14 protein-coding genes, 1 pseudogene and 1 riboswitch are annotated in these 12,719 nt (G+C 38.9%); of the genes and pseudogenes, 7 read left to right on the forward strand and 8 right to left on the reverse strand.

What is annotated here, in order from left to right; all coding sequences use genetic code 11:
• Positions 1–442: 442 nt before the first annotated feature.
• From NSQ44_RS15670 to NSQ44_RS15685, 4 genes are read right to left on the reverse strand one after another with little or no spacing between them, the layout of a single operon-like run.
• A complete protein-coding gene (locus NSQ44_RS15670) occupies positions 443–973 on the reverse strand; it encodes a 1,2-dihydroxy-3-keto-5-methylthiopentene dioxygenase (RefSeq protein WP_063386759.1) in 531 nt (176 codons plus the stop codon).
• Positions 974–995: 22 nt separating this feature from the next.
• Positions 996–1,643 (reverse strand): methylthioribulose 1-phosphate dehydratase, encoded by a 648-nt coding sequence (locus NSQ44_RS15675; RefSeq protein WP_063386760.1) that lies wholly within the window; start codon positions 1,641–1,643, stop codon positions 996–998.
• The gene (locus NSQ44_RS15680) at positions 1,640–2,329 is read right to left on the reverse strand and encodes a 2-hydroxy-3-keto-5-methylthiopentenyl-1-phosphate phosphatase (protein WP_445659511.1); all 690 of its coding nucleotides are present in this window, start codon (positions 2,327–2,329) and stop codon (positions 1,640–1,642) included. Before NSQ44_RS15680 ends, NSQ44_RS15675 begins: the two co-directional genes overlap by 4 nt.
• The gene (locus NSQ44_RS15685) at positions 2,326–3,549 is read right to left on the reverse strand and encodes a 2,3-diketo-5-methylthiopentyl-1-phosphate enolase (protein WP_340857567.1); all 1,224 of its coding nucleotides are present in this window, start codon (positions 3,547–3,549) and stop codon (positions 2,326–2,328) included. Before NSQ44_RS15685 ends, NSQ44_RS15680 begins: the two co-directional genes overlap by 4 nt.
• A 78-nt stretch (positions 3,550–3,627) precedes the next feature.
• A riboswitch (SAM riboswitch) is annotated at positions 3,628–3,733 on the reverse strand.
• 364 nt (positions 3,734–4,097) lie between these two features.
• Between NSQ44_RS15685 and NSQ44_RS15690 the strand changes: the two genes are divergently transcribed.
• The 3 genes from NSQ44_RS15690 (at position 4,098) to NSQ44_RS15700 (ending at position 5,043) form a co-directional block, all read left to right on the forward strand.
• Complete coding sequence (locus tag NSQ44_RS15690; protein WP_339212085.1) at positions 4,098–4,307, forward strand: hypothetical protein; 210 nt, start codon at positions 4,098–4,100, stop codon at positions 4,305–4,307.
• Between the two features lie 77 nt (positions 4,308–4,384).
• Entirely contained in the window at positions 4,385–4,645 is a 261-nt protein-coding gene (locus NSQ44_RS15695; RefSeq protein WP_094244472.1) for a hypothetical protein, read from the forward strand.
• 26 nt (positions 4,646–4,671) lie between these two features.
• Positions 4,672–5,043, forward strand: coding sequence for a hypothetical protein (locus tag NSQ44_RS15700; protein WP_094244471.1), 372 nt, complete (start codon positions 4,672–4,674; stop codon positions 5,041–5,043).
• 22 nt (positions 5,044–5,065) lie between these two features.
• Here NSQ44_RS15700 and NSQ44_RS15705 read toward each other — a convergent pair whose 3' ends face one another.
• Positions 5,066–5,656: a UPF0236 family transposase-like protein gene (locus NSQ44_RS15705; protein WP_340857569.1), complete on the reverse strand. Its 591-nt coding sequence runs from the start codon at positions 5,654–5,656 to the stop codon at positions 5,066–5,068.
• 915 nt (positions 5,657–6,571) lie between these two features.
• Between NSQ44_RS15705 and yfkAB the strand changes: the two genes are divergently transcribed.
• The gene (gene yfkAB / locus NSQ44_RS15710) at positions 6,572–7,693 is read left to right on the forward strand and encodes a radical SAM/CxCxxxxC motif protein YfkAB (protein WP_063386763.1); all 1,122 of its coding nucleotides are present in this window, start codon (positions 6,572–6,574) and stop codon (positions 7,691–7,693) included.
• A gap of 56 nt (positions 7,694–7,749) precedes the next feature.
• On the opposite strand, the gene NSQ44_RS15715 is transcribed toward yfkAB, so the two are convergent.
• The gene (locus NSQ44_RS15715; RefSeq protein ID WP_445659538.1) at positions 7,750–8,499 is read right to left on the reverse strand and encodes a YfkD family protein; all 750 of its coding nucleotides are present in this window, start codon (positions 8,497–8,499) and stop codon (positions 7,750–7,752) included.
• A gap of 108 nt (positions 8,500–8,607) precedes the next feature.
• Positions 8,608–9,663: a calcium/proton exchanger gene (gene cax / locus NSQ44_RS15720; protein WP_130156871.1), complete on the reverse strand. Its 1,056-nt coding sequence runs from the start codon at positions 9,661–9,663 to the stop codon at positions 8,608–8,610.
• A gap of 399 nt (positions 9,664–10,062) precedes the next feature.
• Between cax and NSQ44_RS15725 the strand changes: the two genes are divergently transcribed.
• The 3 genes from NSQ44_RS15725 (at position 10,063) to NSQ44_RS15735 (ending at position 11,028) form a co-directional block, all read left to right on the forward strand.
• Positions 10,063–10,218: a hypothetical protein gene (locus NSQ44_RS15725; protein ID WP_340857573.1), complete on the forward strand. Its 156-nt coding sequence runs from the start codon at positions 10,063–10,065 to the stop codon at positions 10,216–10,218.
• Positions 10,219–10,398: 180 nt separating this feature from the next.
• Complete coding sequence (locus tag NSQ44_RS15730; RefSeq protein WP_340857574.1) at positions 10,399–10,812, forward strand: hypothetical protein; 414 nt, start codon at positions 10,399–10,401, stop codon at positions 10,810–10,812.
• 15 nt (positions 10,813–10,827) lie between these two features.
• Positions 10,828–11,028: a hypothetical protein gene (locus NSQ44_RS15735; protein WP_340734213.1), complete on the forward strand. Its 201-nt coding sequence runs from the start codon at positions 10,828–10,830 to the stop codon at positions 11,026–11,028.
• A gap of 302 nt (positions 11,029–11,330) precedes the next feature.
• On the opposite strand, the pseudogene NSQ44_RS15740 reads toward NSQ44_RS15735, so the two are convergent.
• Positions 11,331–12,674 (reverse strand): annotated as a pseudogene (locus NSQ44_RS15740) (IS4 family transposase).
• Positions 12,675–12,719 lie beyond the last annotated feature (45 nt).

Consider the following 12,719-nt stretch of genomic DNA (forward strand, 5'->3'; position numbering starts at 1 on the left):
CCCCTTTAATGTTTTAGAAACGTTGATATATCAATGCTTATGATGTTTCGTTTTCAATGGATTTTGACTTTCTAAGACAGCCCCTTCCTAAAAATATAAATCTGCATCATTTATTCTTGATTTTCCCCATCCCGCCATAATACTTGATAAATTATCTGTGTTTACTTGGTTTTCAAGTGAAACTATATCCTCTTGTAACATAAGACAAGCCTATTTTTGTGTTGCTCTTTTAGCTGCAAGCTTCTTCGCAAAAATGTGTAAACCTATTAAAACCGGGCCAGCAGCCGCTGTGGTATTTTCATAGTTTCTTTGCATTCAGGAACATTGTTCACTGAGCTGGATGAATTGTGTATCCGAAGAGCAGCCAGTTATATGAAAAAGATGATGTTAAGCTTGCAGCTGTGAATGTTTAAAGCCGCTTTTTCATAAATTTTTTGTAAACTTAATTTACTTCTTCTTTTTCGTAAACAGGCACCCAGCCTTCTTCTGTCACAAAGATGCGGATCGCAACAACTTTTCGGTCATCAGCTAATGTGAAATAGTGGCGTCTGCCCTCTGGAACAGAAATAAGGTCTCCCGGATTAAGATGCACTTCAAAAAATTTCCCGTCCTGTCCTTGAATAACAAAAATTCCATGGCCGCTTACAATAAAGCGCACTTCATCATCTGTATGATGATGTTCACGCTGAAAATTTTTCAGCAGCTCTTCAAGGTTTGGCGTATGATCTGCTAAAGAAATGACATCCCAAGCTTTGTAGCCGCGTCTTGCTGAAATATCTTTAATTTCATTTTCAAAAGATTGTAAAATCGTTTGTTTTTCCTCATCATTTAAAAGATACTTCTCTTTTAAATGCTCTGGTAATTTGGCAATATCCCATTGCTCGTAAATAACACCTTGTTGATTTAAAAATGAAATCACTTCCTCTTGATTGCTGATAACTTCGTTTGTTCCTTGAATTTTAATCGTTGTCATGTAAAATACCTCCTTAAAATGTTTAATTATTTAAAGCTCCTGTACTCGCAAGGAGACCGGCTTTTGCTTGAATAAGAGCAAGCTGATACTGAAATAAAAATTCACAAGCTTCTAAAATTTTCTTCGCTTCAAAGCCATCTTTTCCCCATACAGTAATTCCGTGGTTGCGAATAAGAACTGCCCCTTTATCCTCCTTCACGAAATCGCCCAAAGTGCTTGCTAATGTAGGAATATGGGCATAATTATAAATAATCGGAATCTGTAATTCTGCATCTTCCTCCCAGCGGTCAAACGCTTTTATCAGTTCTTGTCCTTGAAATACAATTTTCCCAGCGTCACCATAAAGTTCGGAGATGACATTATTTGCAACCGTATGTACATGCAGGCTGCAGCCGGCTTTGCTTCTTTTATATATTTCGCAATGCAACAGCGTTTCTGCCGAAGGCTTCAGCTGTGTTGCGCCTACAGGATTTCCTTCTCCATCTACAAGCAAAAAATCTTCCTTCGTTTTTTTTCGTTTATCTTTGCCGCTTGCGGTCACAAGAAACTGAAGCGGGGAATCTTGAACTTTTATGGCTAAATTGCCGCTTGTCCCCATAAACCAATCCCTCGCAGCAAGCTCCTCTTTAATCTCCGCAAGCTCATGAACACGAGTTAAAACGACACTCATTTTGCGCCACCTTTTTCTTCTATGAAATTTGTTTTGTTTATTGTCTTCTCTAAAATGTCAATACAGTCGTAAAATGTTTCGAAAGATTGATAAGGAATAGAAAATTCTTGACATTTTTTTGATAAATAATCACGTGCAATAACTGTATCTGCAATCTTCGCGGCTTCTAAATCTGTGACGGAATCCCCGATGATGATGGAATGAGTGTCAGCATTTGCAATTTGCCGAATAATTGTCGGTTTGCAGCACCCACAATTTTGGTTGGGACATTTTTCATCACACGTATAAGGCCAATGAATGGTGATCGTTTCTCCGCTAAAATCCGCTTTATTGCAAAACAGTGCGGTAATAGAATCAAAAGGCTGCAACAGCGGTTTAATAAAAAAATCGATTCCGCCGCTGACAATGTATAAAGGAATGTTCATGTTTTTCGCATAATGAACAAAGTCGCGAAATCCTTCCCTTATTTCTGCAGTTTCTAAAATGTAGCGAACGATGTCACCCTTTAAAGAAGATGGAAGAAGTGCAAACATCTTGCCGACTCCTTCCTGAATACTAATCGACTGGGAAAGGACGCCATCCTTCAATTGCTCCCACTCTTTTGGAGCGAAACGCTTCATGATGCTAACGATGTTATCTTTTTTTGTCACCGTTCCATCAAAATCACAAAATATTACTGGCTTCAATTGGACGGTGCCTCCTTCCATCCCCAGAGCCGAATCGCTTCTTGTAATTCTATGTATTCAGCTGCTTCATTAAGGGGAACACCCCGGGAAACAGCGTCAACTGCCTGACGGAAAGCTTTTCCTCCGCCTTTAGCACCTTGCGGGTGACCGTGAACACCGCCTCCTGCATTAATGACACAATCTTTTCCAAAATCATGAATTAAAATGGGAACAAGACCCGGGTGAATGCCAGCAGATGGAACAGGAAAAGCTGGTTTTAAAACTGATTCCTTCACCAATTCTTCTTTCACGTTTAAAACTTTGTCACGCTCCAATGCAACGCTGCCATATGGTGAAGGGAACAACGAAAAATCTGCTCCAGCAATTCTTATCAATTTTCCAAGCAATAAGGAATGAGAGAGCCCATATTTTTCGGATGAAGTAAACGATCCGCTAAACGCCGGATGAGCCATAATTGGGAGGGCGATTTCATCATCTTCCCTTAATGCTTGCAGCACATCGAGGCCATATGTAAAAACATTAAATAGCAAAATATCGGCACCTAATTCTTTTGCTTTTCTTGCCTTATCTTTCAATTCAAATGTTTTTCCCGTCAAATTGACCGCATACAAAGTTCGGTGCCCTTTTTCTTGATACACGTTATCAAGAACTTTTTTGCCTTCCTTTATTCTTGTTTCAAATGATGTGAGCGAATTTTCAAAAAGTATTTCGTCATCCTTTACTAAGTCGACGCCCCCGAGAGCCTGCTCCCGCAATTGAGCAAGAAGGTAATCCATATCACGTCCAATTACACCTTTAAAGATGCTCATCACTAACGGTCTGTCGTAAACGCCAAGTTTTTCTCGTAACCCTTGAATTCCAAATCGAGGACCTGGAAAATACCGAAAGATCTCATCGTCAAACTGCAAATCTAGTAATTTTATTTCTCCATCTAGTGATAATTTTCCAAAAGTTGTCGTTAAGATGGCAGGAATGTCTTTAGAAAAGTTTTCTCCCGGAAAACGAATGTGAAGCTGTGCAATCGTTTTGCCGGAGGATGGATCCTCGCCTGTTTCTTTTATTTCAACCACTTGTCCTTTATGCTTTTTCAACTGCTCTTGCACTAAAAGAGGAAGGTCAGTCCACGAACCTACAGTCAATCCAAGAGCAATCCCTTCCGCTTTTTTTTCTAAATCTTCTCGTTTCGCAATGATTTGGTATACTGCTGTTACGTGACCCATTTTTTCAATCCTCTTCATTCAGATTTTTTTATATAAATAAAACCTCTTCAATAAGAAGAGGTTTTTTGTCAAAACAACTTCTTATCTTTCAACATCTCTGTTGGGAGAATTAGCACCGTGCTCATCATATGAGTCGGTTGCCGGGCTTCATTGGGCTCATCCCTCCACCTGCTCTTGATAAGAGTTTTATTATTAACTTTATAATTCTTATTCGTTTACTTGGATTATGCCACTATCCTTCCCCTCTGTCAACACTTTTTTACATCATATTCGATTCAAATTCGCTTACATTTTTCTGATGGCATGCTACAATTATTTAATGGTGCAGTTTACAATTTGAGGTATTTTCCGGAACTTGAGGTTGAGCCAAAACAGGAAAGCCTAAAAAAAGAGGACGAAAAAAGAAGGTACAACATCTTTTTAACGTCTTCCGATCGCATCATGCTAGATTACTAGACTTAGAAAAACTGGTTGAATTACGCAATTATAACGTTACTGGTTATCGTGAGACAATTTGTTTCTTGTACCGTTATTGGTTATGTTGCTTTTTGAATGATCCAGAAGAAGCCTTAAAACAAACGCTAACGTTTAATTTACAGTTTAATGAGCCTTTAAGAAGATCCACCAGAAGCGCTGAAAAGGCCTATTATGCACGGAATAACGAAGAAGCAAACCGAATAGCTAGAGAAAAAGGGTATCCTGGCGCTGGATATAATATCAGCAATAAAAAATTAATTGAATGGTTAGATAAGATATAACAGAGGACGAACAACGCCATTTAAGCACGATTATAGATGCGAATGAAAAGCGGAGAAGGAAACAAAAACGCCGGGAAATGGGCGTAAAAAGCCGTGAGGAGTATTTAAAAGAACAGCGCAATAAAACGGATAAGAACTTAGAAAAACTTAGACAAGCAATTGAGTTGAATCCTGATTTCTCGAATTACAAATTAGCTAAATTGCTAGGAATAAGTGAATCGTATGTAAGGAAAGGATGTTATATGTTATTTACTGGAACGGATGATTTAATTAAAAACGAGGATCGATCAATTAAAGAACATGATGTTTTATATTCTAGAATTAAACCTGAAAATTAAACATTTGATAGGAGGAACCTATTTTTATGATTAATTTTTGGAATAAAGTTACTAAATACAAAGAAGCACGTTATGCTGCAGGAATGAATTTTGATCTTGAAGAGATAGAACCCTTTTTAAACCATTTATCAAACTCAATTTTAGATTCAGGCTTGACTCAAGAAGAAATCAACATGATTCTATCTGAAATAGATAAAATGAATGAAGACAATGAGATCAAAGAGTTTGGAACTTTCGATGTTATCTATAAAGGAAAGCCATCAAAAATAAGGGTTCAAGCTGAAATCCACATTGAAGATGGGGATAAAGAGTTAGTGCTATATATGTATAGTACTAAAAAATTGGTAGACGTTATAGAAAAGGAAATGCTAAAGGTGGAAGAGCAAAGGGAATTTTAAAGGTTGGAAACAATTAAATTTGTTAATTAAAATCTGGATTTAATTTTAGGCTGTCGAGTTTTTCTTGACAGCCCTCCCTCTTCCCCTCATGGACGTAATGGCGCTGATTCACGAATTCGATCCGTAAGCCGTTGCGCTTCCACCCTTCGTGAACGATCAGGATTTGTCTTCCTTGGCCCGTTTTCTCTTCCCTTGGCGAGAGACAAACAGTCCATCGGCCTCCCACAAACAGCATCCGTCCATATTGCTGGTCAACCGGGCAGTGCAGCGGAGCTTCGGCTTCGAGCACCAACTGGCGGATCGCCTCATGGCTTATCACCGGATACCCGACCATCTGGGCAAGCGTACAAGCCGCTTTGCGATAAGTAGAGCACTCCACAACCAATCCCACCGCCGTTTCTTCTAGACAAGGACTGATTGACTGCGATCCATCAAACGCTAGAAGGGAGTCAAGCAAAAACGTGTAACGGTTTTGTTCTCGGTCTAAATAGTAGTTTCGCTCAAAGGTGACTTCGCCAAACAGGGTTTGAATCGTGGAGCGTCGTTTGTCTTTCAAGTGGTACCGGCGCTTGTCCCGGGTTTCCGCCAATTGTCGGTCGATGTCCTCCAACAAAGCCGTAAACAGCTCGGCGAAGGCGTTTTGCAGGGCCGAAACAAATCAAGTTCGATCTCTTTCCATGTCAACGAATTTGTGGTAAGATGTTGTTGAATATTCATGGGACTCTCTCCTCCTGTTTGATAGTGTGGTCAATAATCATCTTATCAGGGAGAGAGTCCTTTTTTCATGTTCCTGCTTGGGATCCTACCGCGCTTTCGCTTGGTGACCCCGATGAGGGGATTACGAACCTACGTTCCTACCCCCCTCATCGGGAATTCTAAGAATTTCTCCCACAAACATTTTACGCACACCAGAAAATATTTATGGAAAATGCAAAAAGGCTAGATAACGCTAGATACCATGCATGGTTTCATCATCATAACTCTGATTGATGGATTACTGTTGCAAAGAAAAAAGAAGGTAAATTCATCCAATATCATTACAAACCACAGGAATTGGCTGAAAAACTAACAGAATGGCTCGAAGAGGATGTTTATTTTAGCTAGAATACAATTTTATAAGCCTAGCCGACAAATTACGAATATAAGGCAATTAAAGTCGTTATATGTTGATTTAGATTTTTATTTGTTTAATTATAATTCGAACTGGATAATCGGCAAATTAGAATACGATTATTTTGGCCAATCGATTCCAGAGCCGAATATAATCATTTTTAGCGGTCAAGAAATGGTTTTAATTTGGCTTAAAGAGCCTGTTCCTTACAAAGCTTCACCGTTATGGCAAGCGGTACAAAATCACTTCTTAGAACAATTAAAAGAGCTAGGGGGCGACTCTAGGGCGGTTGATGCTTCAAGGGTATTCCGCATTGCTGGAAGCATTAATTCAAAAAACGGTGTAGAGGTAACAGGGCAATATCGTCATAAGGAACGTTATGTCTTGAGAACGTTAATTAAAGGAGAAATGATTTTTATGGAAACTTATACAACCCTCAAAAAGATTACTCCTTCCTATGACCCTTGGGAAGCTTATTTAGATATGAAGGAATACGGTGAATTAACATTATCAAATATAGAATTTACCACCACCACAATCTGCAATATGCGATGTGAGCATTGCGCTGTAGGATACACTTTATCTCCGAAAGATCCGGAAGGGCTGCCGCTCGATTTGCTTTTAAAAAGGCTAGACGAAGTGCCGACATTGCGATCCCTTTCGATTACCGGCGGGGAGCCGATGCTTTCGATAAAATCTGTGGAAAATTATGTCGTTCCCATTTTAAAATACGCACATGAACGCGGAATACGAACCCAAATTAATTCCAATTTAACATTGGACTTGAAACGCTATGAAAAAATTATCCCGTATTTAGATGTTTTGCATATTTCCCATAACTGGGGAACAGTCGATGATTTTGTTGAAGCCGGATTTGCAATGATGAAAAAGAAGCCTCCATATAAAGAACGTGCAAAATATTTTGAACGAATCATTGAAAACTCTAGAGCTCTGGCTGAAGCGGGAGTAATTGTTTCAGCGGAGACGATGCTGAATAAACGGACGGTTCCTCATCTTGAAAAAATCCATAGACAAATTGTAGACGAAATGAAATGTCAACGCCATGAGGTGCATCCAATGTATCCAAGTGATTTCGCTAGCAATCTTGAAACGCTCAGCTTGGATGAGATACGCGAAGCAATTCATAAGCTTTTGGATATCCGCGACGAATCAGTGTGGATGCTGTTTGGAACACTCCCGTTTTACGCTTGCAGCGACAATGAGGAAGATTTAGCATTGCTGAAGCGATTGAGAGAAAGCAAAAACGTGACTGTTCGAAATGACCCTGACGGCAGATCCCGTCTCAATGTCAATATTTTTACAGGGGACATTATTGTGACAGATTTCGGCGATGTACCGCCGCTTGGAAACATCAAAAAAGATACTCTTTTATCAGCCTATGAAAAATGGATGCAATCCCCGATTGCCCAACAGCTGAATTGCCATTGTCCAAACGTAGCGTGTCTTGGACCGAATCTTTTAGTGAAAAATAGTTATTACCGAGACTTAGATTTTACAAAAAGAAAAGCGCGCATATAATAAAAGGGCTTGGGCTTCTTTCGGCAATATATTTGCCTTTCGCCCGCCCTTTTCTATTATCTAGGCTGATTGGTAATAAGAAAGTGGAAGGATGCCCGATCCTGCACAGGAATCCATGCTCCAATGCCTTGCTGCGTAACATTTTTGACAACAATTTGCTTCTTGCTTCCCTTTAACATTAAATACACTTCTCCGTAAGTGACTTTTCCTTTTTCGTTGACAGCGGGAACGTATGCGTATAAATACCCCATTTTTTTCGGCGGGATATTATATACTTGATTTTTTTTCGTCCCGAAGCCGACAATTGTTTCAAATGCTAGCGGCATTTTCGATTTCTCTGCCGCCTTCATCAGCATCATTTTTTTGACATCTTTATGATCAGAAATTCTAGCGGTTAATCCTCCTTTTACCCGTTTTTGCGCCTCCTGTTTATAGCTAATTTGAACGGGCGACTTACCGCCTCGATTGTCAAAAAAGTTTGTATTGATTTTTTGATACTCCCAATTGACTGTTGTTTCTTCAGATTCATAATTCAATGCCCACCGTCCCAAGTAAATGGCGGCTCTATATCCTATGGCGGTTGGAGAAGGTGTAATGGAAGACTCATTTAACATTTTAATTAAAACAGGATTTTCAATCGGGACGTTGGATGTTTTGATTAACTCTTTTGTTAATTCACTTGGCTGTAAATAAGGAAGATTTTGACTCGGATTTGGATACGTATTTTCTTTTGAAATATCCATCACCGATTTGGGGATAGTTGGTGCTTCAGCGAAGCTTAAGCTTGAAAAAACCGATGCAAGCATGACTGAAATAAATAACGTCATTAGCTGTTTCATGTGGTTATCTCCTTTCAAGTAGCCTTTGCTTGTAGTTTTTTCAAGCTATTTGTATTTTATCCGCAAAATATCTTCCTATAATAGATAGAAGCCTATCCCCATGATGACATAAGCAGCAAGCAAAGTAGCCCCTTCAAACCAGTTCGTATCGCCGTCATTGGAAATTACAATCATGAGCAGTACTCCTGTCGCCATGGCAATCAACTCAGGAAGTGTAAAGACGAGCGGCATTTTTTCTGAAAACAGAAGCGAAATTAATACAAGCAAAGGCGCAACAAACATGGCGATCTGCAAGGTTGATCCGATGGCGATTTCAACCGCCACATCCATTTTATTTTTGTAAGCCATAATAATCGCAGACGCATGCTCCGCTGCATTTCCAACAATGGCAACGACAATTACCCCAATAAATAATTCACTCCAGCCAAGTTCATGTGCGACCGTTTCAAACGTATGTACAAGATTTTCCGAAACATATGCAACCGCAATTGTTGCCAAAAACAAAATGATGGTTGCGATCTTGCCAGACCATTCCGGGCTTTCGTGTTCTTCGATCTGCTCCTCTTTTTTCTGATAAACTCCCCGATGGGTTACCAATTTAAAAAACAACGCGGCTAAATAGAGCCCGATCATAATGATGGAAATGCCAATGCTTAACGTCAATGTGTCCGTATCATTCATTGTTTGTGCAAACACTTCTGGAATGACAAAGGCAACAATGACCGCAAACATTAACAATCCAGAATTATGTCTTGCGTCGTATTCATTAAACTTCTGCCGCTTGTACTTTAATCCACCAACAAAAAACGATAAACCTGCAACAAGCAGCAAGTTGCCGATTACAGAACCTGTGAGAGATGCTAAAACAACTGAAATTAAACCTGCTTTTAACGCAAAGATTGAAATAATGAGCTCAACAGCGTTCCCAAAAGTTGCATTCAACAGTCCGCCAATTCGTGGACCTGCCACAATCGCCAAGCTTTCTGTCGCTCTTCCCATAAAACTGGCGAGTCCGATAATCGTTAAACAATAAATTGCAAATAGAAGCAGTGCATTCCAATGCATCAAACTGCCAATAACGGACAACGGCAATCCAACAACAACCAAGATCGATAATATACGATTGAACATAAAGCTCACCACCCATATTTAGCAATAATTTTCCCGAAAACTTTGCTTACTTATTTTAACAAAAGTTGTTTAAAATAAACATTTCCTTCTAAAAAAAGGCCGTTTACAATTATGGAAAAAAATTTGTCCGTAAAAATTATTTTTATTCTGACATAAGCACTATATTTTGATAAATCGAGCATTTTGCAAAGAGTCAGTCAAGACTTTGAGGGAACTTTTTTGATTCGCTGAAAACAGATGTAAGTCATAGGTTAGCGAACCATTTTTTTGAATTTCATCTGTAAGCGCTTTGGGACTATCATCCCTTGCCATGACAGACCGATATGTATACCTTTTTTTACCATCCCTTGAATTCAGACAGGGCATGATAGATCGGCGTCCCGGACGATTGCTGTAAATATGGAAAAATTAGAAAAGGCCATTCAAAAGATTACAAATGAGATGAGACGTTGCAAAGAAGCGGGTTTTGTAGATGGTATTCCATTTTGGGAACAAGCGTTAAGTAAGCTACTAAAGAGAAAAAATAAAGGTCACTTATCCATTAAGGCATTGTAATTAGTTTCTTTCTTTTAAGGATTTTCGAGTTTGTTGGTATTTAGTCTACCAGTAATAAAGTTCTAGAATACTTTATTTAATGGTATTTTTATACCAAAAAATGAAATATATGGAACTATATTGATAAAATTAACGTCTATAAGTGTGATAGAAATTAATATACTAAGGAGGTAATTTAATATGCGTAAAAAAATTTTACTTGGGGCTTTAAGTTTATCTTTGTTAGGAAGTACATTACCATCATACTCAGCGTTTGCGGCAGAAAAACAAAATACATTAAACGTCTATTCTCAAGGATATAATGTATCGTTATCAGAAAATCTTATTCAAACAGCTGATCAATATGTTGTTGTCGAAGAAAATAAATTTGTATTGAAAGATGAGAAAAAGTTAAAGGAGATTCTTTCTGAAAGAGATTTTGAGATTGTTAACAATTTAGTATCTCAAGCTAATAATAATTTAGAGACCATCAGTGGAGCTAATACAGCGGTAGTAGGAAATAGTGTTGTTGTAATGCCTAAAGACGTTTCAGCTAAAACTATTAGTTACGCTAAAGCTTCTGAAGGAAAAAGAGCAATTAAATTTCATTGGTGAGGAATCGAACTGTGGTTGACTAAGACTGATGTTCGAGCCATAGTAAAAGGTGGAATTTCTGGTGGTGCAGCATATCTAGGTAGTATATTTGGAATAGCTGGCGCAGTTGCAGGAGCTGTTGTAGGAGCCATAATATCTGAGTATATAACAGGTGTCCCGATTTATGTTAAATATACTTATGGTAATAAATATCCTCCTATTGTCTTACCTCAATAAAAAGGGTTGAAAATTATGAAAAAAGCTATTATATCTGCAATTTTTGCAGGATTAGTCGTTTTAATAGGTGAGTATATATTCACAAATAGCTTAATTAAGTTATCGGTTCAAATACCCGTGTTATTAATTGGTATTGTGCTGATATATAGGCTACTGGGAAAATAGATTGATACACATTTTCGCTGTATAAAATCTTTACAACATTCCCCTGTACTGTTTTAAGTGCAGGGGAATGAAGATAATTGCTAGTAATAGTCATATCCATTTTCTCCTTTATTTTTGATTTTATTTTAATTACTAACTCAACTTTCGCAGATAGAAATTGGCAAATAAGCCTTGATATAACTAGGAAGGCCTGCAATCCATTGCTGTAGTTGACTTTCAATGATTTTTTGTCATTTTATTTATCTTTTTTAGGGTATCTTGAAGAAGCTCGATCAACTGCTGTAAAGCTACAGCCCAATCCAGTTCATTGATTTCATCGCATAGTTCATAAAAGAGACCGCCAATGGTCCGATCATCCGTGTTACATTGATTTTGCCACGAGAGAACGATGTAACGAGTAAACACAATGTTGGTATGGCTGATAAGCAAGTCGAAAGAACGGCCTTGGAATTCTTCCTGAAGGCGCAACAGTGACTTAGTCGTCTTGAAAAATACTTCGATGTCCCAGCGTATTCCATAGATGCGCACGATTTCTTGTTCTGTCAGGGTACAATCGGTGCTAAGAATGGCCACCCATTCGTTTTTCTTGTTTCGGTTTTGAATGAAGACCACTTTAACTGGTATTCCATTTGCCATCACCGTGTGAATGGAACGAAGGATTCCTTTCTTTCCTTGAACCGGATTAGACAATCGATAGAGTTCTTTTAAAGAGACGGCTCTGCCCCCTACGAGATAGCGTTGATTGGTCGCTTTCACCATGCCGATCACATCAAGTCCCTGTTCCACGATTGCTTGAATGAGAGGTTGTTGAGTAAACCATGTATCCATCAAGACGTAACGGGCTCCAACCCTGCGGTCAAGGCACGCTCAAGCATAGCAGGGATTTGTTCTGGTGCTGTCTGTAATGCCTCAACACGGCGTTTATCCCCTGATGTACGCTTATCTATTTTTTCTGAAATCCCATTGATTTGAGCCTTTTTGGAGCTCAATAAAGAAAAGTCAATCGGCATAAAGGAGTAGCCGTCAGACCAGCCTAAAGTAAGCATACGAAAGCCTTTATAGAATCGCTTCCGGAGCGACGAGTGATCCATACAACGTGCAAGCAGTTCCACTTTCTTACTGCGATTCCGTCCAAACATCGAATCATCAATAATGAATACTTTTACCCGGTATTTATCTGTTAGGCTACTAACCTTGGCAATGACCGAGGAACTAAAGGAAAGTAGAACGGCACCATGGTTGAGGAAACGGTAGACCGCATCCTTGACTGGCAGCTGATCCGCTTTTTTAGAGTCCAAAAGCCGGAACCAGTTCTTCTGTTGGAAAATGAGGCAAAACACCAGTTGAAACAAATAAGAACAGGTGAATCAGAGATTTTTTTGGATGTTTGCCTTTCGAAGATGTTTCAAGATTTCTAATTCGTTGAAAACGGATTTTAGTTTATTTGGTAATTGATTATTTTGTTCCTTCTGCTCTATCATTTAGAGGACACCATGTGCAAAATACTCAAATCTAAAAAATACAAC

The organism is Aeribacillus sp. FSL M8-0254, from assembly GCF_038008845.1.
GTDB classification, from domain to species: domain Bacteria; phylum Bacillota; class Bacilli; order Bacillales; family Aeribacillaceae; genus Aeribacillus; species Aeribacillus composti.